Consider the following 18,681-nt stretch of genomic DNA (forward strand, 5'->3'; position numbering starts at 1 on the left):
AGAATACCGGAAACAAGCGAACAGATGAGTGATTTTGCCCGAAGACTGATCGACTGGCATCGAGACCACGGCCGCCACGACCTGCCCTGGCAGGGCAGCAGGGATCCCTACCGGATCTGGCTGTCGGAAATCATGCTGCAACAGACCCAGGTCAGCAGCGTCATTCCGTACTACACCCGCTTTCTCGAGCGCTTCCCCGACGTCGCCACGCTGGCCGCCTCTCCGGTGGAAGACGTGATGGCGCTCTGGAGCGGCCTGGGCTATTACGCCCGTGCGCGCAACCTGCACCGCGCCGCACAGCAAGTCATGCAGGCGCATGACGGTCGCTTTCCCGACTGCAGCGCAAGCCTGATCACCCTGCCCGGTATCGGCCGCTCGACGGCCGCCGCCATCGCGGCCTTTTCCAGCGGTGAGCGTGTCGCCATCCTGGACGGCAATGTCAAGCGGGTACTGTGCAGAGTGTTCGGCATCGAGGGTTTTCCCGGTGAAAAGGCTGTCGAAAACCGGCTCTGGACGCTGGCCGAATCACTGCTGCCCGACACCGAGCTGGGCACCTACACTCAGGCCCAGATGGATCTGGGCGCCACCGTGTGCACCCGCGGCAAGCCCGCCTGCATGCGCTGCCCGATGGCCGAAGCCTGCGTGGCCGCACGTAGCGGACGCACCCGCGAGCTGCCCGCTGCCCGGCCCAGAAAAACCATTCCCCGGCGCAGTACCCAGTTGGCGGTGGTCGTCTGCAACGGCAGGGTGTTGGTCGAGCGCCGCCCGCCGTCAGGCATCTGGGGCGGCCTGCTTGCGCTGCCCGAACTGCCGGGCACCGGCACGACACTGCCGGCCTGGGCCATCGGTGAGTGGAGTGCCGGCCAGACGCCGGTCGCCCTTCCACCGCTGACCCACACCTTCACCCACTTCGTCCTTGACATCCAGCCCTGGCGAATCGATCTGACGCATCCGCCGGCCCAACTTGCCGAACCCGCCCACCAGTGGCTGGCCCTGGATCAGCTCGCCGACGCCGCCCTGCCGACACCAATCAGGCAGATCCTGACCCGCCTGCAGCATCCGGATCTGTTCGACTGAAGACGCAGACCTGAACAGGCCGCTCGCCCGCGGTCGTGCTTGAAAGTGCAGCCTGTCGTCGCCACCTGATGGGCATCGCCTTTTCGACCGAGACTGCCATGACCAACGCCGTGCATATCGTCTGCCCCCACTGCGACGCCATCAACCGCCTGCCAGAGACACGCCTGAGTGACACGCCGCAATGCGGCAAATGCCATCAGCCCTTGTTTGCCGCGCAGCCCCTTGAGCTCGACACCCGACGTTTCGACCGTCACATCGAACGCAGCGATCTTCCCGTGCTAGTGGATTTCTGGGCGCCCTGGTGCGGTCCCTGCCGGATGATGGCACCCGCTTTTGCCCAGGCAGCGGGAGTGCTCGAGCCTCAACTCAGACTGGTCAAGGTCAACACCGAGGCAGAGCCCGCGCTGGGCAGTCGCTTCGGCATCCGCAGCATTCCCACGCTGGCACTGTTCCACCACGGTCGTGAGATCGCCAGACAGGCTGGCGCGATGGGCACGGCGGACATCGTACGCTGGGCGCGGCAGCACGTGGGGGGATGAACCCTGAGCGTGCGTGACACCCGCTCAGTGGCCGGCAAGCAGCCCGTGCTGGCGCAAGTACTGCTGCATGATCTCGAGCCGGCTGACGACATCGTCGAGCTCCAGCAAGCGCTGACGTGCAAGCATGGGAATGGGCAATAGTTCGGCGTAACGTGCGCCCACCCAGGCGGCATTGTCAAAACGGTGCGGCAGCGGCATGCGGTCTCCGACTTCCAGTGCAATCTGCTGCAACAAGGGCAGGATGTCGGACTGCGCATCGGGCACGGCGCACACATCCGGTTCGGCCAGCCACTGCACCTCCGCGTTGAGCAATCCATCGCGCTCCACCTCGTGGTCGAGGATGCGGAACCGCCGCACACCGCGGACCACGATGGACAGCACCCCGGGCTCGTCCATATCCCAATGCTCGATCCTGGCCTCGGTCCCTACCGGATGCGGTACCGCAGCCTCACCCACCTCCTGGCCAGCAGCAATCAGGCACACCCCGAAACCGCTCTGCTCGCGCATGCAGCGTGTGACCATGTCCATATAGCGTGCCTCGAACACCCGCAGCGGCAACAAACCATCGGGAAACAGCACGGTATTGAGCGGAAACAGCGGCAGACGTGCGGTGTCGTTCATCAGGCCTCTCCTTGGTCGCCCCAGCGCGCCATCAGGGCGTGCGGCACCCCCAACTGATCCAGCACCCGGGCAACGACGAAATCGACCAGATCCTGAACCGTTTGCGGGTGATGATAAAAACCGGGGTTGGGCGGCAGGATGCAGACTCCCAGGCGGGCGAGCTTGAGCATGTTCTCCAGGTGGATCGCGGAATACGGAGTTTCACGCGGTACCAGCACCAGCTTGCGCTGCTCCTTGATCACCACATCGGCCGCACGTTCGATCAGGTTCTGCGACAGGCCGGCCGCAATCGCCGCCAGGGTCGCCATGGTGCATGGACACACCACCATGGCATCCGGCGGGTTGGAACCGGACGCTGGCGGTGCGAACCACTCCTCCCGGCCAAACACCCGCAGCTGGCCCGGCTCAGCCAGGAAACGGGCACTCAACTCGGCTTCAACCTCGGCCGGGCGCCCGGGCAGGTTCCAGTCCATCTCCTGACGGGCAACAATCTGTGCGACCTGCGAGTACAGCAACCACACCCGACAGCCCGCCTGCAGCAGGCACTCGACCAGACGCAGGCCGTACGGCATGCCGGATGCCCCGGTAAAGGCGACGGTGATGGTACGGGGCGGGGTCATCGGACAGGCGCTCCAGGCAGTACGGGCTGAGCCCGGGTCACAGGAAAACACAGCAAGGTCGGGCAGTCTGGCGTCACTTGAGGTAGTCGCTCAGGATCTCCCAGCGTCCGCCGCGGATCTGTGCCAGCCGGCCATGGCGGTTGCCCAGATGGTCATCCGCGCTGAAGCGGTACGCCGGACTCCCGAAAAAGTCCCGTGTCGTTTCGAGCTGCTCGAGAGCAGAGACGAAGGCAGCGGTAGAGAGTTCCCGGCCGGCCGCATCCGCCGCACGAATGAAGAGGTCGGCAATGCTGTAGCCCATTGCGCTCCAGACATTGGGTTCTGCCCCGTAACGGCTGCGATAGCGCCGGACCCAGTCCGCCAGCGCGCTATTGGCCCCATCGGCATAGGGGTGCGGCAACACGCTGATGCCGAACAGCCCCTCGACCGCTGCGCCCCCCAGCTCATGCGTCTGTGCCGAGTAGCCCGACGCTGTCACCAGCATGTCTACCGGCCAGCCGACCTTGCGCGCCTCGCTCATAACCGCCACCGTCTCGCGCACCACAGTGGCCAGTATCACCAGATCGCAGCCAGCAGTGCGCAGGCGTGCCACCTGTGCGGAAAAATCGGTGGCCCCCCGCTTGTAGCTGGTCTTCTCCACCAATGCCAGACCCAAGCGCCCCAAGCCGGCATCCACCCCCTTCATCACCTCGAGCCCATAGTCGTCATCCTGGTAAAGCAGGCAGCTGCGCTTGTAACCACGGGTCTGCACCATGTGGCGGACAGCCGCCTCCATGTAGTCCTGGTAGGGCGCAAAAATCTGGAACTTGAGCGGATGCAGCGGGGTATAGGTGGACTCGTGCGGTGAGAACGGGAACAGGTGCAGACGTCCGGCATCGACAATCATCGGCATCGTCGCCATCACCACTGGCGTACCAAAATTGGCCAGAAAGGCAAAAGCCTGGTCCCGTTGCAGCAACTTGCGTGTCGCCAGCACCGCGCGCTTGGGGTCGTAGGCACTGTCTTCGACCACCAGACGCAGGCGTCGCCCCTGCACGCCGCCCGCCGCATTGGCCTCATCGATACGCATCAGCATGCCATCGCGTACGGGCACGCCCAGCATCGCCGCCGGACCAGACAGATCCTGCACACTGCCAAGCACAATCTCCCGGTCGCTGACCCCAGGCGCCGCGCCTTGGGCGAACAGGGTGGTCAGGAACAGACACAGTCCGGCAAGCAATCTGGGGAGCGGCATGGCGATTCGATCCAGCAGAGCGATAAAAGGGGGCATCAGGGGGGCGGATTATCCGCCATGGCAACGAACTCGGACAGCCCGCGCCGCCCGACGGTGTCAGCGTCGATACCAGCGGCTCAGCCGGCTCGCCCCTTGGCTGCGATGCCCTGCGGACGCAGCAGCACGACCAGTACGATGACCAGGCCGAACAGCACACTTTCCACGCCGGCACTTCGCCCCCAATCTCCCGGCAGGACGTCGCGCAACAACGTAATGAATTGCGGCAGACTGACGATCACCAAGGCCCCGAGCACAGCACCCCTCAGATGACGGGCGCCGCCGATAAAGACCAGCATCAGCAATTCGAAGGAAAAAAACAGTCCAAACTGCTCCGGGCTGATGAAACCGATCCAGTGCGCGTACAGCGCCCCTGCAAGCCCCGCCAGTGCCCCACCCACGGCAAAGGCAGCAAGCTTGGCGCGCACCAGATCTATGCCGCAGGCCTCGGCTGCGGCCACCTCGTCTTCCCGCACCGCGCGCCAGGCACGGCCAATCCGCCCGGCACACAGACGCCGGCACAGCACCAGCGCCAGTACCAGCGCCGCAGCACTGATCAGGAACTGGGCCAGCGGCGTCACCGCCTCCATGCCAGCCCAGCCCAATGCCGGCACACTCAAGCCGGCGCCACCGCGTGTCAGCGACTCCCAGCGGGTCAGCACTTCCTCGACAATCATCGCAAAGGCCAACGTGCTCATGCCGAAATACAGGCCACCGAGACGCCTGGCCGGCAGGCTGGCACAGGCGCCGGCCAGGCAGCCCGCCATCATCGCAAGCACGATGGAGATGAAAGGCGGCACCCCACGCTGAGCGAGCAAGGCTTCAACATACGCACCCACCGCCACCAGCGCACCTTGCCCGAGCACGATCTGCCCGGCCTGACCGACGATCACCGCCAGGCCCAGGCCCGCAATTGCATAGGTCGCCACCAGCGTTGCCTGACCCAGCGCGTGATCGGCACCAAAGGCCAGCATGGCACCCAGCAGCACCAAGGTCGCCACGACCACCCCACGCAGGCGCATCATCGCCGTACCTGCGCCCGACCCGACATCCCTGCCGGAAACAGCAACAAGGCCAGCATCAGCAGCGCATAGGGCACCACATCCTTGAAGCCTTCCGGCAGCAGATACCCTGCCAGCGCCTCTGCCACCCCCAGAAAGATGCCGGCCAGCAAGGCACCAGGCAGACTGCTCATGCCGCCGAGCACCGCCGCAGGGAAAGCCTTCAGCGCGATCAAGCCCATGTTCAGATGAACGAAGGTGATGGGTGCGAGCAGCATGCCGGCAAACGCCGCCAGCGCGGCGCCCAGCGCCCAGGCCAGGGTGTGCATCGAGGCCACCGGCACCCCCATCAGCGCAGCCATGCGCGCATCTTCCGAGCAGGCACGCAACGCCAATCCGGCACGGGTCAGACGAAAGAAAGCGGTCAGCAGCACCGCCAGCAACACGGTCGCGGCGATCACCTGCAGATGACTCAGGCTCAGGGCCAGCGCGCCGATCTCGAGCACACGGTCGGCAAATGGCAGGCGATACATGTCATGGCTGGCGGCCGGTACCGACGTGACCGCACCCCGCATCATCAATCCGAGGCCGAAAGTCAGCAGCACCGCCACCAGATGCGGCTGCCCGATTGCCCGCCGCAACACCAGGCGTTCCAGCCCCGCGCCCAGCAAGCCCAGCAGACCAACCGCGCTCAGTGCCGCCAGCCACAGCGGCCAGTCCAGACCAAAAGACAAGGCCACGGCAGCAAAAGCCCCCAGCATCAGCAGTTCGCCCTGCATGAAGCTGACCGCCTCGGTGGCTTTGTAGATCAGCACGAAGGACAGCGCCACCAGCCCATAGACACAGCCGATGGCAACGCCGCTGGAGAGCACCTGAATCAGGGAAGACATGGGCGGCAAGGATAGTGCATTGGCAGCCTCGGATGAACTGCAGCCGCCTCCTCCCACCCGACCGGTTGCCAGGATGAGGGGCTGCGGGGACAGACGTTCGCGGCCTTCGGCTTCCCGTTGAACAGGCATCGATTGGGGCGGCGATGCAAACTCGCCCTTCGGGCTCAAACATGCATCGCCTCCTTTCCCCAATCGATGCCTGTTCAACGGCGCTCTCGACAGCCCCCGCAGCCCCTCACCCCGACAACCTGGACCTGTGCTTCACGGGAATACCCTCCCCTCCAATCCACGGCAAGTCCGGCAACCATTTAGCCGTGCTTCACCGCCCCACTCACCGGCAGCGCGCAGGCCTGCAGATACTCTGCCTCCAGACGATCCACCAGTTCGGCCACCGTCGGCACGTCATGAATGTTTGCCACCCCGTGCCCGGCACTCCAGACGTCGCGCCAGGCCCGCGCCTCATCGGCCATGTCGTGCAGGTGGGCCTTGCCATGCCCCTGCACCAACTCAGCACGCTCGAAACCGGCACGCGCCAGACTCGGCCACAGGAAGTTGGCATTGGTGCCCGATATCGCGTCGGTATAGACGATGTCCGACGGCCCGCAGTCGACCACCATCTGCTTGTAATCCGGCTGCGCCATGGCCTCCTGGGTCGCAATGAAGCGGGTGCCCATGTACGCGAAATCGGCCCCCAGCACCTCGACCGCGCGGATCGAAGCCCCATCCGAAATGCTGCCGGCGGCAATCAGCACGCCATCCCAGAACTCGCGAATCTCGCGGATCAGACTGATCGTACTCTGCGTACCCGCGTGACCACCCGCGCCGGAGGCCACCGCGATGATGCCGTCGACACCCGCCGCCGCGGCCTTGCGTGCATGATAGGCATGCACGATGTCAGAAAACACCAGCCCGCCATAAGCATGCACCGCCTTCACCACCTCGCCCGGATGCCCCAGACTGGTGATCACGAAAGGCACCCGATGGCGGACGATGGTCGCCAGATCTTCCTCCAGCCGGTTGTTCGAGGCATGCAGGATCAGATTCACCCCATATGGCGCACACGGCAGCGCCGGATGTTCCCTGCGCTGCATCGACAAGGCCACATCAATCTGCGTCAGCCAGTCGTCCAGCTGGCTGGCCGGACGGGCATTGAGCGCGGGAAATGTCCCCGCCACACCAGCACGACAACTGGCAATCACCAGCTCGGGGCCGGAAACAAGGAACATCGGTGCGGCAATCGCCGGGATGCGCATTGCACCCTGAAAGGAAGTGGGAATCGGCATGCTGTCTCCTGATCGGAAGTGGAATGGGCCGGTCTATCGGGCAGACACCAGCGCGCACACTGATGCCGCCACCGCCGACCTCATATCGACTCTATCATGGAGACAGATGAATTCAAACGATCGTTTGAATTCATCTGACCAACAAGCCTCTGCCCTTCCCGATCAGAACACGCCCTGGCGCCACAGCACGATGCCCACGATGAGCACAATGGCGAGGAACAGCCAGGTTCCCCACGGCGACTGCTTCTCCGCGTAGGGATCGGACAGCGATGTCGAGGCCCCCTCAGGCAACATGGCCACGCCCGTCAAGGCGGCCCCAAAGGGAATATTGATGCGGGCCCGGGTGTTGACTGCCCAGCCATTGGCATCCAGCAAGGGGCCGAGATTGCGCTGACGCAACTTGAGCCAGGCAAGCAACATCGACGGCCCGGAGATCAGCAGCATGATGCCGCCGATCACCAGCGGCATCTGCCACGCCGGCAAGGACAGGAAACCGGTCACGACTGCAGCCAGTGCCGTACCCAGCGCGCCCAGCGCCAGGCCGATGGCCGCGAAGATACCGGCAAACTTTGCGATGTCGAAAGCCGGTGCGGCCGCTGGCGCAGGCGCGTCGGCCTTGGCACCCGCATCGGCGACACCCGCAGCAGCTTTGGCCTCCACCGCCTTGTCCCGCGACGCGGCGAACTTGTGGATCTGCTCGCCTATCATTCGCGCCACACGCTTGTACGGCGACCAGAATGCCTGACGAACGCTGATCGGGTTTTCCACGACCTTGACCACGCTGGCGTTCCAGTCACGCCCCTGGCGATCGTAGAACACCCCATTACGGCCGGGCACCATCATCTCGTCCGCATCGCCGCCGGTCATGGCTGCAACGATGGTCATCGGGGCTTCACCCTGACGCTCGCAATTGCAATACACCAGATAGGCACCGGACAGGGGCGCAAGGGCCGCGTGACGCCCCATGTCGGCAACCTTCAGACAAAGCTCGCAGCTGCGCTGGTCAAGATAGAGGGTGCCGGCCTGGAAGATGGCCTTCCGCCCGCCCTGATAGAAGTCGCTGAGCGACACATAATTGCGCAACAGCGTGACCAGATCGCGGTTGTAGCGCACCAGACGCTCGACCGCTTCAATCTGCGCCGCCGCCGTCTCCGCAGCCAGATCCGCCTCGATCAGCGTGGCCAGCGACGCCGGCGCCGGGCCATCGAGCAAGGCGCGCAGCTCGTCGGCTGCCAGCGCAGTAAGGGACGATGCAGGTTTGGCCGCCTGCCAGTCACGGTAGGCGGTGAATCGGCCGGAGAGATCCCGCCACTGCACCTCGGACAGCATGTCGACGTCACCAAACACCGGCTTGACCACCCCATCCCGCAGCGCCGCGACCGCCGCCGCCCACGCCGGGTTCAGGCCGTTCGTCAGCGGCAGCATGGCGTCTGCAGCCACGCGCGCGAGCGGCAACGCACCGATGCCAGCACTGCCGGCGTCAAGCATCTCGCCGGTCAGGCTGGCGTATGCGGAATCGGCGGGATTGAGCGCGTCTGCCGCGCGTTCATCGAACGCCGCCAGCTTGCAACGGGTGAAGTAATCATCCACCTTTTCACGCACCGCCTCGAACAGCGCTGCCGCGGCCGCAGTGTCGTCACCCAGCGGCAACACCCGGTCGCCTGCAGCCGCGGCCTGCCAGTCGGCAACCGCCTGGGCCTGGGCCAGAAAGGCGGCAAGTCCATCGGCATCGACACCGGGCTTGCCACTACGATCGTCCTTGCCGCCCAGATGCTCGATGATCAGCGCGATCAGGCCTGCCGTATCCGCAGCGGCGGCCAGTTCCACCGGTACGATGCCATCGCCGTTGTAATGATCGGGCGCATACAGCCGGGTCGTATCGGCAACATCATCCATCGCGATGGCCTCGGCATCGGCCTTGTCTAGATAGGCCAGCATGCGCCGCGCCGTCGCCAGCAAGCGGCCGCCCTCGTCGTCATCCGCCGCAATGGCGGACAAGGGCAAGGCGCTCGCCCCCGCGAACAGGCAGCCAGGATCCTTGAGGACCTTGCACACCCAGCGCACCGCGGCAATCACCTCTGGCGCGCGGATGCGACCATCCCCGTCGCCATCGAGCAGCTGCAAGGTGCGGGAGTCGAATTCCAGCCCCGAGGTCGGGCAGGCCAGCACCGACCATAGTTTCTGATCGAGCTCGGCAAGGTGGCGCAGATCGTCTGCGGTCTCGATCCGGACCTGGTCAAAGCCGCCAGAGCGGAAGAAACGCCATGGATACACGCTCTTCGTATCGACCGAAGCGTTCATTGTTCTCTCCCTGAAAGGTAGGCGCCGGCAATCGTCCGGCATCGATTCCGGATACTGCTATGAAAAAGGCAATACGACAACGCTGGTCGCGCGGGTCGACGGCAGCTTGGGGTATCAGCCGTAGGCGCCGACAAAGGGATTGCTGTCGCGCTCTTCACCAAAGGTCGAGGTCGGGCCATGCCCGGGGATGAAGGTGACGTCATCACCCAGCGGGAACAGCTTGTTGCGGATCGAGGAAATGAGGGTCTGATGATCGCCACGCGGAAAATCCGTCCGCCCGATCGAGCCCGCAAAAAGCACATCGCCCACAATGGCCAGGCGCGCACCGGGGTGGAAGAACACCACATGACCCGGGGTGTGACCTGGCGTGTGGATGACCTGCAAGGTCTCGTCACCGACCGTCACGGTGTCGCCATCATGCAGCCAGCGATCGGGGGTAAAGGTCTCGACATCCGGAAAGCCGAACATCTTGCTCTGCTGCGGCATGCCCTCGATCCAGAAGCGGTCTTCCTCCTGCGGGCCCTCGACCGGCACACCCAGTTCGCGCGCCAGCCTGGCCGTTCCGCCAGCATGATCGATATGGCCATGCGTGATCAGGATCTTCTCGATCGTGACACCAAGCTTGTCGGCTGCCGCATGAATGCGGTCGAGGTCGCCACCCGGGTCAACCACCGCAGCCTTGCGGGTCTTGTCGCACCAGATGATGCTGCAGTTCTGTTCGAAGGGCGTCACGGGGACAATGCGGGCGTCGATCATGATGGCAAAAGGCGTCTGAGTCAGCGGATCGTCATGATACCGCGGTGCCTGCAAGCGGTGACGAGACCTCGTCACCGGGGTGGCTGTGCTCACACCTCGCCGGCGCCGATCAACGCCACAGGCGAGCCCCCAAGCCATACAACGACGGCTGGAGGTGTATCACGCGCCCAGCAGCCGGCGGGCAAGCACGGACTGCATGTCCCGGCGCCCATCGACAATCAGATAGATGAGCACCTGCCGCCCCAGAACCCGATAAATCACGCGATAAGGCTTGAAGGCCGTCTGCCTGTAATCCTTGATGCCCAAGCTGACCAGCTCTCTGGGGTAACACCCCCGCTCCGGAAACTGCGCCAGGCTGTCGACGATCACCATTAACTGATCGAGGACATAATTGGCATTCTCAACACAATCGAACTCGGAGATGTAGTCGTAAATCGACTCCAGATCCTGCTCCGCACCTTGTGTGAGCAGCACCTCGTAACGATCCGGCTTGACAACCATCAAGCCATGGACCGCTTTGCGCGCAGACGCGCCACCACCTCCGCCACGGGCCTGATGCAACCAGCTTCGACATCCTGATTGCCGAGCGCCAGTATTTTCAGCAAGGCCAGCGTCTCCTGCGTTTCCTCATACGACGCGACATCCTGCAAGACGGCCTTGGCCTCCCCATTCTGGGTGATGACCAAGGGCTCGCGCTGCTCGGACAACTGCGTCAGAACCTCCGCCGCATGCGCCTTGAGATAGCTGATGGGCTTGACCTGAGATGAGTAGCGCACGGCATTTGCTTCCTGAATCGACACAGAACTAAATATAGTCCTTTTTCAGACCATTCGCCACGATCCTGCCACACGCCACTCCATCCGGAAATCACACCTTATCGGTCCGCGTTCGGGAAGAACAACTGCTCGCCGCCAATCTTGTAACTCGCGATCGTCTGCTGACCAGCGGGCGACACCACCCAGTCGACGAAGCGCTGCGCCTCGGCGGACTTCACATGCGGATGCTTCGCCGGATTCACGACAATCACACCGTACTGATTGAACAGGCGCTGATCGCCTTCGACCAGGATCTGGAGATCCGCACGATTCTTGAAGTTCAGCCAGGTGCCACGGTCAGCCAGGATGTAAGCACCCGACGACGCAGCGATGTTCAGCGCAGGCCCCATCCCGCAGCCGCACTCCTTGTAGCCGCTTCCCTTGCTTTCCTCCGCGCCTGCCGCCTTCCAGTAACGCAGCTCGGCAGCATGCGTGCCGCTCTTGTCTCCGCGGGAAACAAAGCTCGCGTTCTGGGTCGCGAGCTGCCTGAGGGCATCGACCACCTCCTTGCCCTTGACACCGGCAGGGTCGGCGGCCGGACCAATCAGCACGAAATCGTTGTACATCACCGGCAGGCGCTTCACCCCATAGCCTTCTGCGACGAATTTCTCCTCGGCAACGGTGTCATGCACGAAAAGCACGTCGGCATCGCCACGGCGCCCGGTATCCAGCGCCTGACCCGTCCCCAGGGCAACCACCTTCACGTCGATGCCACTTGCTGCCTTGAACGCTGGCAGCAGATGCGCAAACAGGCCTGACTGCTCGGTAGAAGTGGTGGACGCCATCACGATGGACTGAGCCCAGGCGCTTGACGAGAGCGCGAGCACGGCAAACGAAAAAGAGGCCTTGCGCAGCAGGGCGGAGAGCATCGGGGATGGCTTCATGGATCGTCCTTGGTGTGGAAACACCGGCAATCTGCCGGCGGTGGAGAATTTCGGGTAACGTAAGTCCCCGCAAGACTTCCATCAATATGAAGCATCGTGCATAGGATCCACTTCCACTACACCCTGGCCGGCGATGCCAGCCCGGCCCGCATCCGCAACCCATTGATCGAGCTGTTGCAGGCCGTGGCTGACTCCGGCTCGATCTCGGCGGCTGCAAAAACGCTGAAACTGTCGTACCGCCATGTATGGGGAGAGCTCAAGCGCTGGGAAGAAACCCTGGGCCACAGCCTGATCGTGTGGGACAAGGGCCAACCCGCCCGATTGACGGAGTTCGGCACCAAGCTGATGTGGGCAGAACGCCAGGCACAGGCCAGACTGCTGCCGCAGATCGAGGCCCTGCGCGCCGATCTCGAGCGCGCCTATGCGGTAGCCTTCGACGACGACGCCCATGTACTGACCCTGTACGCCAGCCACGACGAAGGGCTGGCTGCGCTGCAGGAGCACGCGCGCCAGCCCGCACACCGCCTGCATCTGGACATCCGTTACGGCGGCAGCGTCGACGCGATTCGCGCGCTCAACGAGGGGCGCTGCCTGCTTGCCGGCTTTCACACCCTGCATGGCACGGCCAGCGGCAGCCTGACCCAGCGCAACTACAAACCGCTATTGCAGCCGGGCAAGCACAAACTGATCGGTTTTGCCCGCCGCAGTCAGGGCTTGATGGTGGCCCGCGGCAATCCGCTGGGGCTGAAGCGGCTGGACGACCTGCAGCGCGGACATGTCCGCTTCGCCAATCGGGCACTCGGCACCGGCACCCGGGTACTGCTGGATGAACTGATGGATCAAGCCGGCATCCCCACTACCGCGATTCACGGCTACGACCGCACCGAACCCTCGCATGCGGCAGTCGCTCAGGCGATCGCCTCAGGCCAGGCCGATGCCGGGCTTGGCATCAAGGCCACCGCACTGTCCCGGGGCCTGGATTTCGTACCCCTGGTGGAGGAACACTATCACCTGGCCTGCCTGAAATCTGCACTCGACCTTCCTGCCATACAGGCACTGCTCGCCCTGCTGCACACACCCAGGTGGCAGCGCCAACTCGGCACGCTACCCGGCTATCAACCCTCGCAATCTGGCGAAGTGCTGGCCATGAGCAAGGTGCTGCCGTGGTGGAGCTATCGAAAACCGAAGGCCGCAGGCACGCCGGCCGACTGAAGCTTGCGACGCGGACGGGACCCCGTCCGCAAGCAGCAGCCCCCCTGCTACGCAAAGATGTTGTACAACATCTTCACACACAACAACACCAGCACACCGGCAAAGATTTTCTTCAACGTGGCCACGGGCAACCGGTGGGCGAGGCTGGCGCCGTAAGGCGCAACGAACACGCTCACCACGCCGACCAGCACCAGGGCCGGCAGATAGATGAACCCCAGGGTCAGCGGCGGTGTCCCTGACGCATTCCAGCCGTTGACCAGATAACCCACCGTACCGGCCACCGCGATCGGCAAGCCGATCGCAGCCGAAGTCCCGATCGCGTGCTGGACCTTGACGTTACACCAGGTCATGAACGGAACCGACAGGGACCCGCCACCGATCGCCACCAGCGCGGACACCCCGCCGATGCCAAGCCCGGTGGCGCTCATCCCGACGGGGCCGGGCAACTCTCGCGACGGTCTGGGTTTGACGTTGAGCAGCATCTGCGCCGACACATAGGCCATGAAGATGGCAAAGAAGATTGCCAGCGGCACGGTATCGACGCGCGCCGCGATGAAGCTGCCGCCAAAGGTCCCCAGCAGCACGCCCGGCGTGATCGCCCGGACGATGTCCCAGCGTACCGCCCCCTTCGCGTGATGCGCCCGCAAACTGGACACCGAAGTCAGCATGATGGTCGCCATCGACGTCCCCAGCGCCATATGCACCACCTGCTCCAGACCGAAACCCTGCGCAAGGAACAAGGTGGTCAGCATCGGCACCATGATGCCTCCACCGCCAACACCGAGCAGCCCGGCAAAGAAGCCGACCACCAATCCCAGGAGGGGGTAGGTCAGCCACCAGATATCAAATTCCATGTATGGCACATTCCTTTCGAGTCCGCCGGCATCCGGCGCGGCAAGGGCCGCATGGTGGCCAGTTCCCTCCCATAGTGCAAGCGCCGGGACACTGCCGGAGGCAGCCTCATCCTCCATCGAAGCGGACATGCCTCAACACAATCGCTTCGCCATGCGAGCCCTCCAGCGTTAGAGTTCGCCCCATGAACCCGACAATGCCTCTCTCGCCCCCCCGGCTGCGCGACTACCTGCTGGCATCTACGGGCGTCGGTGCGATTGCGGCCATCGGCGCACCGCTGCTTGGCGCGTTCGACCTGGCAAACATCGCCATGCTGTTTCCACTGGTGGTGATGTTCAATGCCGTACGCTTCGGCCGGGGCCCGGCGGTGCTGTCGGCCTTTCTCTCGGTTGCGCTGTTCGATTTCTTCTTCGTGCATCCGCACTTCACTTTCGCGGTCAGTGACCTCCAGTATCTGCTGACCTTCTCCGTGCTGCTTGCGGTCGCACTCACGACCGCCGAACTGGCGGCCCGCCTGCGCCACCAGCGCGATGTGGCGGCGCACGGCGAACATCAGGCGCAGAGGCTATACCAAACCGCCCGGGCTCTTTCGGCTGCCGCCAGCACTCAGCAGATCGACGAAATACGTCGGCGCACGCTGGCCACACTGATGGACGAAGCTGATGACGCCCGCCCGGACACCTTGCGTGATACGTACTTCACCCTGTTCGCCACCGCAAACGAACGGGTCCGCTATCTTGCAGACGCAGAGCGCAGCAGGGTGGAAGCCGAAGCCGAACGCCTGCGTAGTGCCGTGCTCGCCACCCTGTCGCACGACCTGCGAACACCGCTGACGGCCCTGGCGGGGCTGGCCGAGTCATTACCGCTGGCCGGCCCCCCCTTGCCTGCCAGACAAGCGGAGATCGCAGACGCAATCCGGACCGAAGCCCTTCGTACCCATGCGCTCGCACGTGACCTGCTGGATCTCGCCCGCCTGCAGTCAGGCAGCATCACCCTGCGTCGGGCATGGCTACCTGTCGAGGAGGTCGTTGGCGCGGCCTTGCAGGCAAGCGCCGGCCAACTGAGCGGACACCGGCTCGATGTCGGACTGCCTGAGGATCTTCCCATGGTCGAGCTGGATCCAGTACTGATGGAGCGGGTCCTGTGCAACCTTCTTGACAACGCCGCCCGCCATACCCCCGCTGGCGGGCTGATCGCGCTGAGCGCCTCGGCAACATCGACCGAACTCAAGCTCGTCATCAGCGATAGCGGCCCGGGGCTGCCACCAGAAGGCCGCTCACCTTCAGGCGCAGGGCTGGGGCTTTCCCTGGTCAGATCGATCCTTGCCGCACATGGCGGAACCCTGAGTGCAGATAGCCCGGCAGATGGCGGTGCGCGTTTCACCGTACACCTGCCGCTCACACCAGCCCCCACCTTGCCTGAGGACTGTTCATGAACGAGACCCGTGGCCCCGCCCCGATGATTCTGGTCATTGACGACGAGCCGGGTATCCGACACTTCGTGCGTACAGCACTCGAGTCGTCAGGCTGCATGGTGGCCGAGGCCGCCACCGCTGAGCGCGCCCGCATTGAGATGGCATCACGCAAACCGGATCTGCTGATACTCGACCTCGGCTTGCCGGACGATGACGGACTGAACATCCTGCAAGCCTTACGCGTCTGGTCCGGCACCCCGGTACTGGTGCTATCCGCTCGCGCCGACGAGCAGGACAAGGTTGCCGCGCTGGATGCCGGCGCCGACGACTACCTGACCAAGCCCTTCGGCATCCCTGAACTGCTCGCACGCGTACGCGCCCTGCTGCGCCGGGCCATTCGCCCGACCGATGGTCCGGCCATCATTCGTTTTGGCGACATTGAGGTTGACCTTGCCGAACGCTGCGTGACCCGTGCCGGCGAGCCGGTGCACCTCACCCCGATCGAGTTCAAACTGCTGACCCACCTGATCGCCCATATCGGCAAAGTCGTGACCCATCGCCAGTTGCTGACCGCCGTCTGGGGGCCGAATCATGTCGAGCACCATCACTACCTGCGCGTCTATATGGGTGGCTTGCGACGCAAGCTCGAGCACAATCCGGGCTATCCCGTCCACATCCTGACCGAGTCCGGTGTCGGCTACCGACTCGTCAGCCAATCGCCGCACACCGGACTCAGCGACGCCAGAACGCCGGAGTGAGCACGACCAGCAGCGTGAAGATTTCCAGCCGACCGAGAATCATGCCAAAGCTGAGCACCCAGGTCTGAAAGTCGCTCAAGCCCTGGTAGTTGCCCGCAGGGCCTACTGCACCCAGCCCCGGCCCGGTGTTGTTTACGCAGGCAACGACTGCGGAGAACGCGGTGATCAAGTCGAGCCCACTGGCTGACAACACCAGCGTCAGCGACACCAGACAAACCATGTACATGAAACTGAACGCCAATACTGCATGCAGCACCCCCTCGGACACCGCCTGCTTCCCCAGGCGCAAGGGCAATACCGCGTTCGGGTGCAAGGAGCGTGCGACTTCGCGATAAACCTGCTTGTACAGGATGATCGCCCGCATCATCTTGATGCCACCTCCGGTCGACCCGGAACACGCCGCAAAGCTGCCGAGAAACAGGATCGTGATCTGGGCAAACATCGGCCACGCCGTGTAGTCGTACGTCGCCAGACCAAGCGAGGTCGCCAGCGACACCGCATGAAAAGCCACGTAACGCAGAGTCGTCAACGCATCCTCGTGCGCGGAGAAACGCATCAGGTAAAGCGTGAGGAACAGGATGGTGACAACGAGCACGAGGAAGAACCACGGAATCTCCGGGTCATTCACATAGGCTCGCCAACTACGCCGCACCAGAGCAAGGTAATGGGTTGCATAGTTCAAGCCCGCCAACAATGCGAACCCCATCGTCACCATCTCGATCGGCACGCTATTGAAGTACCCGAGACTGGCATCCTTGGTGGAGAAGCCGCCAAGCCCCATCACACTGAACGCATGGATCACGGCCTCCCAGGGCGGCATCCCCGCCCACCAGAGGGCACCACCACAGGCAACGGTGAGTGCGACATAGACAGTCCACAAGCCCTTCGCCGTTTCGGCAATGCGGGGCGTCAGGCTCGACTCCTTCATCGGCCCCGGCGTCTCGGCCCTGAATACCTGGCGTCCGCCGATACCCAGCAAAGGCAGGACCGCGACCATCAATACGATGACCCCCATGCCGCCAACCCAATGCATGAAGGTACGCCACAGGTTGATCGACACCGGCAACGCATCCAGGCCGGTCAGCACCGTCGCCCCGGTGGTGGTCAGCCCCGAAGCGGCCTCAAAGTAGGCATCAGTGAAGGAGAGTTCGGGCAGGTAGAGCATCATCGGCAAGGCGCCGAACACCGGCACGACAACCCAGGTCGCGGCCACCAGCAGAAAGCCGTCATGGATACGCAGATCACGTCTATGCCCGCGCGTCATCCCCCAGGCGAACAGCCCGCAAGCAAAAGTCGCGATAATCGCAAGGTCATAGGCTTCGGTCGCGCCATCCTCAAGAAAGAACGACACCCCGAGCGGAAACACCATGACCAAGCCAAACAACATCAATACCAGGCCGAGGGCACCGACCACCGGAAAATAGCTGCGCATTCGCACCCGCCGGCTACGGATCGTGGCCGGCGTCAGTTACCAGGGAAGCGGCATGCTAAGGATCCGCACATAAAGATGGTGTAAAGATCTTGCAGCGCAGCAAACAAATGACTGCGGCCATGGACAGGCTGCATATAGCAAAAAAGCGCAGCCGAAGCTGCGCTTTTTTGTTTGGCCCCCCGCCTGTGCCGTTTCCGCCGGGCATCCTGAACCTAGGGTTCAGGGAGGTCACTTTCCTTCCGCTTCAGGCTCACCCGGCAAGGGGCGTGCACACCAGCGGCATATTGGGTCAGCAACCGAGTCTCTCGACTATTGGTTCAAGGAATCTACGACTTCAACGAACACTGCAGGGGATTGATCTTAAACGTCTTTTCAAGATTTCAGAACAGCTTGTCCTGCTGTGCCAGAACCCCGTCGAGACGTGCTTGCATGAGTCCGATTCTACGCTTCACGGCGGGCATGTCAAACCCGTTTCCACGTTGATGCTGCAAAAATTCGTGGGCAATATTGAGCGCGGTCATGACAGCCAGCTTTTCGCCCGATGACTGCGTCTTGCTCGCAAGCTCGTTGAGCTTGGCATCCACCAGCGCCACGGCGGCCAGCAGGCCTTCCTTGTTTTCCGGGGTGCAGGAGACGCGGTACTCCTTGCCCAGCAACATGATGTCCAGGGATTCCATTTGTGGCTCCTCAGGCTTCGGGCAACTTGGCCAGCAGGGCTTCGAGCTTGCCTGTGGCAAGCTCGACCTTGGCCGACAACTGATGGCGCTCGGCATCGAGCCGGGCCACGCGGGTACGCAACTCGCGGTTCTCGCCCTTGAGCCGGTCGTACTGGCTGATCAGCTGCTCGAGCTGTGCTTCGAGGTGGGTCAGTTCTGCGTCCATGGCGTCGATGGTAGCGGTGGGTGAATGAGGGGGTCAATCAATCCGGGTAAGCTGCGGCGAGGGTCGCGACAGGC

20 protein-coding genes and 1 other RNA gene are annotated in these 18,681 nt (G+C 63.6%); 5 read left to right on the top strand and 16 right to left on the bottom strand.

Features of this window, described 5'->3' with window-relative positions; all coding sequences use genetic code 11:
• Nucleotides 1–24 precede the first annotated feature (24 nt).
• Both mutY and trxC read left to right on the top strand, forming a co-directional pair.
• Nucleotides 25–1,077 (top strand): A/G-specific adenine glycosylase, encoded by a 1,053-nt coding sequence (gene mutY, locus DNK49_RS06720; protein WP_110523558.1) that lies wholly within the window; start codon nucleotides 25–27, stop codon nucleotides 1,075–1,077.
• A gap of 98 nt (nucleotides 1,078–1,175) precedes the next feature.
• Nucleotides 1,176–1,616, top strand: coding sequence for a thioredoxin TrxC (gene trxC / locus DNK49_RS06725; protein WP_110523639.1), 441 nt, complete (start codon nucleotides 1,176–1,178; stop codon nucleotides 1,614–1,616).
• Nucleotides 1,617–1,640: 24 nt separating this feature from the next.
• On the opposite strand, the gene DNK49_RS06730 is transcribed toward trxC, so the two are convergent.
• The 11 genes from DNK49_RS06730 to DNK49_RS06780 all read right to left on the bottom strand — a co-directional run bounded on the left by DNK49_RS06730 (nucleotide 1,641) and on the right by DNK49_RS06780 (nucleotide 12,057).
• Nucleotides 1,641–2,237 carry an LON peptidase substrate-binding domain-containing protein gene (locus tag DNK49_RS06730; protein WP_110523559.1) on the bottom strand — a complete coding sequence of 199 codons (597 nt, stop codon included), beginning with the start codon at nucleotides 2,235–2,237 and terminating at the stop codon, nucleotides 1,641–1,643.
• Complete coding sequence (locus tag DNK49_RS06735; protein WP_110523560.1) at nucleotides 2,237–2,857, bottom strand: flavin prenyltransferase UbiX; 621 nt, start codon at nucleotides 2,855–2,857, stop codon at nucleotides 2,237–2,239. Before DNK49_RS06735 ends, DNK49_RS06730 begins: the two co-directional genes overlap by 1 nt.
• A gap of 73 nt (nucleotides 2,858–2,930) precedes the next feature.
• On the bottom strand, nucleotides 2,931–4,091 hold the full coding sequence (locus DNK49_RS06740) for an ABC transporter substrate-binding protein (protein WP_110523640.1): 1,161 nt from the start codon (nucleotides 4,089–4,091) through the stop codon (nucleotides 2,931–2,933).
• Between the two features lie 116 nt (nucleotides 4,092–4,207).
• Nucleotides 4,208–5,152: a branched-chain amino acid ABC transporter permease gene (locus tag DNK49_RS06745; protein WP_110523561.1), complete on the bottom strand. Its 945-nt coding sequence runs from the start codon at nucleotides 5,150–5,152 to the stop codon at nucleotides 4,208–4,210.
• Complete coding sequence (locus DNK49_RS06750) at nucleotides 5,149–6,018, bottom strand: branched-chain amino acid ABC transporter permease (RefSeq protein WP_110523641.1); 870 nt, start codon at nucleotides 6,016–6,018, stop codon at nucleotides 5,149–5,151. Before DNK49_RS06750 ends, DNK49_RS06745 begins: the two co-directional genes overlap by 4 nt.
• A gap of 308 nt (nucleotides 6,019–6,326) precedes the next feature.
• Complete coding sequence (locus DNK49_RS06755; protein ID WP_110523562.1) at nucleotides 6,327–7,301, bottom strand: NAD(P)H-dependent flavin oxidoreductase; 975 nt, start codon at nucleotides 7,299–7,301, stop codon at nucleotides 6,327–6,329.
• A 162-nt stretch (nucleotides 7,302–7,463) separates the two neighbouring features.
• Nucleotides 7,464–9,602, bottom strand: coding sequence for a phage holin family protein (locus DNK49_RS06760; protein WP_110523563.1), 2,139 nt, complete (start codon nucleotides 9,600–9,602; stop codon nucleotides 7,464–7,466).
• Nucleotides 9,603–9,716: 114 nt separating this feature from the next.
• Nucleotides 9,717–10,358, bottom strand: a complete 642-nt coding sequence (locus DNK49_RS06765; protein ID WP_110523642.1) for an MBL fold metallo-hydrolase — start codon at nucleotides 10,356–10,358, stop codon at nucleotides 9,717–9,719.
• Nucleotides 10,359–10,517: 159 nt separating this feature from the next.
• Nucleotides 10,518–10,859, bottom strand: a complete 342-nt coding sequence (locus tag DNK49_RS06770) for a type II toxin-antitoxin system RelE/ParE family toxin (protein ID WP_110523564.1) — start codon at nucleotides 10,857–10,859, stop codon at nucleotides 10,518–10,520.
• Nucleotides 10,859–11,158 (bottom strand): type II toxin-antitoxin system Phd/YefM family antitoxin, encoded by a 300-nt coding sequence (locus DNK49_RS06775; protein WP_243632258.1) that lies wholly within the window; start codon nucleotides 11,156–11,158, stop codon nucleotides 10,859–10,861. Before DNK49_RS06775 ends, DNK49_RS06770 begins: the two co-directional genes overlap by 1 nt.
• Nucleotides 11,159–11,232: 74 nt before the next feature.
• Nucleotides 11,233–12,057: an ABC transporter substrate-binding protein gene (locus tag DNK49_RS06780; RefSeq protein WP_110523565.1), complete on the bottom strand. Its 825-nt coding sequence runs from the start codon at nucleotides 12,055–12,057 to the stop codon at nucleotides 11,233–11,235.
• A gap of 96 nt (nucleotides 12,058–12,153) precedes the next feature.
• Between DNK49_RS06780 and DNK49_RS06785 the strand changes: the two genes are divergently transcribed.
• Nucleotides 12,154–13,269 (top strand): substrate-binding domain-containing protein, encoded by a 1,116-nt coding sequence (locus DNK49_RS06785; protein WP_110523566.1) that lies wholly within the window; start codon nucleotides 12,154–12,156, stop codon nucleotides 13,267–13,269.
• 47 nt (nucleotides 13,270–13,316) lie between these two features.
• On the opposite strand, the gene DNK49_RS06790 is transcribed toward DNK49_RS06785, so the two are convergent.
• Entirely contained in the window at nucleotides 13,317–14,123 is an 807-nt protein-coding gene (locus DNK49_RS06790) for a sulfite exporter TauE/SafE family protein (protein ID WP_110523644.1), read from the bottom strand.
• Nucleotides 14,124–14,305: 182 nt separating this feature from the next.
• Here DNK49_RS06790 and DNK49_RS06795 point away from each other — a divergent pair, with 182 nt between their 5' ends.
• Both DNK49_RS06795 and DNK49_RS06800 read left to right on the top strand, forming a co-directional pair.
• Nucleotides 14,306–15,556 (top strand): DUF4118 domain-containing protein, encoded by a 1,251-nt coding sequence (locus DNK49_RS06795; protein ID WP_110523567.1) that lies wholly within the window; start codon nucleotides 14,306–14,308, stop codon nucleotides 15,554–15,556.
• Nucleotides 15,553–16,293 (top strand): response regulator, encoded by a 741-nt coding sequence (locus DNK49_RS06800; protein WP_110523568.1) that lies wholly within the window; start codon nucleotides 15,553–15,555, stop codon nucleotides 16,291–16,293. Before DNK49_RS06795 ends, DNK49_RS06800 begins: the two co-directional genes overlap by 4 nt.
• Here DNK49_RS06800 and DNK49_RS06805 read toward each other — a convergent pair.
• From DNK49_RS06805 to DNK49_RS06820, 4 genes are all read right to left on the bottom strand, one after another.
• Nucleotides 16,268–17,725: a TrkH family potassium uptake protein gene (locus DNK49_RS06805; protein ID WP_110523569.1), complete on the bottom strand. Its 1,458-nt coding sequence runs from the start codon at nucleotides 17,723–17,725 to the stop codon at nucleotides 16,268–16,270. The genes DNK49_RS06800 and DNK49_RS06805 overlap by 26 nt on opposite strands.
• 172 nt (nucleotides 17,726–17,897) lie before the next feature.
• Nucleotides 17,898–18,081, bottom strand: a non-coding RNA gene (gene ssrS / locus DNK49_RS06810) — 6S RNA.
• Between the two features lie 24 nt (nucleotides 18,082–18,105).
• The gene (locus DNK49_RS06815) at nucleotides 18,106–18,402 is read right to left on the bottom strand and encodes a cell division protein ZapA (protein WP_110523570.1); all 297 of its coding nucleotides are present in this window, start codon (nucleotides 18,400–18,402) and stop codon (nucleotides 18,106–18,108) included.
• Between the two features lie 10 nt (nucleotides 18,403–18,412).
• Nucleotides 18,413–18,607 carry a hypothetical protein gene (locus DNK49_RS06820; protein ID WP_110523571.1) on the bottom strand — a complete coding sequence of 65 codons (195 nt, stop codon included), beginning with the start codon at nucleotides 18,605–18,607 and terminating at the stop codon, nucleotides 18,413–18,415.
• Between the last annotated feature and the right edge of the window lie 74 nt (nucleotides 18,608–18,681).

The organism is Parazoarcus communis SWub3 = DSM 12120 (assembly GCF_003226565.1).
In the GTDB taxonomy this organism is placed as follows: Bacteria; Pseudomonadota; Gammaproteobacteria; order Burkholderiales; family Rhodocyclaceae; genus Parazoarcus; species Parazoarcus communis.

Coding starts and splice junctions, on each gene's coding strand:
- mutY (WP_110523558.1), top strand. CDS start 25: ATGAGTGATTTTGCCCGAAGACTGATCGACTGGCATCGAGACCACGGC.
- trxC (WP_110523639.1), top strand. CDS start 1,176: ATGACCAACGCCGTGCATATCGTCTGCCCCCACTGCGACGCCATCAAC.
- DNK49_RS06730 (WP_110523559.1), bottom strand. CDS start 2,237: ATGAACGACACCGCACGTCTGCCGCTGTTTCCGCTCAATACCGTGCTG.
- DNK49_RS06735 (WP_110523560.1), bottom strand. CDS start 2,857: ATGACCCCGCCCCGTACCATCACCGTCGCCTTTACCGGGGCATCCGGC.
- DNK49_RS06740 (WP_110523640.1), bottom strand. CDS start 4,091: ATGCCGCTCCCCAGATTGCTTGCCGGACTGTGTCTGTTCCTGACCACC.
- DNK49_RS06745 (WP_110523561.1), bottom strand. CDS start 5,152: ATGATGCGCCTGCGTGGGGTGGTCGTGGCGACCTTGGTGCTGCTGGGT.
- DNK49_RS06750 (WP_110523641.1), bottom strand. CDS start 6,018: ATGTCTTCCCTGATTCAGGTGCTCTCCAGCGGCGTTGCCATCGGCTGT.
- DNK49_RS06755 (WP_110523562.1), bottom strand. CDS start 7,301: ATGCCGATTCCCACTTCCTTTCAGGGTGCAATGCGCATCCCGGCGATT.
- DNK49_RS06760 (WP_110523563.1), bottom strand. CDS start 9,602: ATGAACGCTTCGGTCGATACGAAGAGCGTGTATCCATGGCGTTTCTTC.
- DNK49_RS06765 (WP_110523642.1), bottom strand. CDS start 10,358: ATGATCGACGCCCGCATTGTCCCCGTGACGCCCTTCGAACAGAACTGC.
- DNK49_RS06770 (WP_110523564.1), bottom strand. CDS start 10,859: ATGGTTGTCAAGCCGGATCGTTACGAGGTGCTGCTCACACAAGGTGCG.
- DNK49_RS06780 (WP_110523565.1), bottom strand. CDS start 12,057: ATGAAGCCATCCCCGATGCTCTCCGCCCTGCTGCGCAAGGCCTCTTTT.
- DNK49_RS06790 (WP_110523644.1), bottom strand. CDS start 14,123: ATGGAATTTGATATCTGGTGGCTGACCTACCCCCTCCTGGGATTGGTG.
- DNK49_RS06795 (WP_110523567.1), top strand. CDS start 14,306: ATGAACCCGACAATGCCTCTCTCGCCCCCCCGGCTGCGCGACTACCTG.
- DNK49_RS06800 (WP_110523568.1), top strand. CDS start 15,553: ATGAACGAGACCCGTGGCCCCGCCCCGATGATTCTGGTCATTGACGAC.
- DNK49_RS06805 (WP_110523569.1), bottom strand. CDS start 17,725: ATGCGCAGCTATTTTCCGGTGGTCGGTGCCCTCGGCCTGGTATTGATG.
- DNK49_RS06815 (WP_110523570.1), bottom strand. CDS start 18,402: ATGGAATCCCTGGACATCATGTTGCTGGGCAAGGAGTACCGCGTCTCC.
- DNK49_RS06820 (WP_110523571.1), bottom strand. CDS start 18,607: ATGGACGCAGAACTGACCCACCTCGAAGCACAGCTCGAGCAGCTGATC.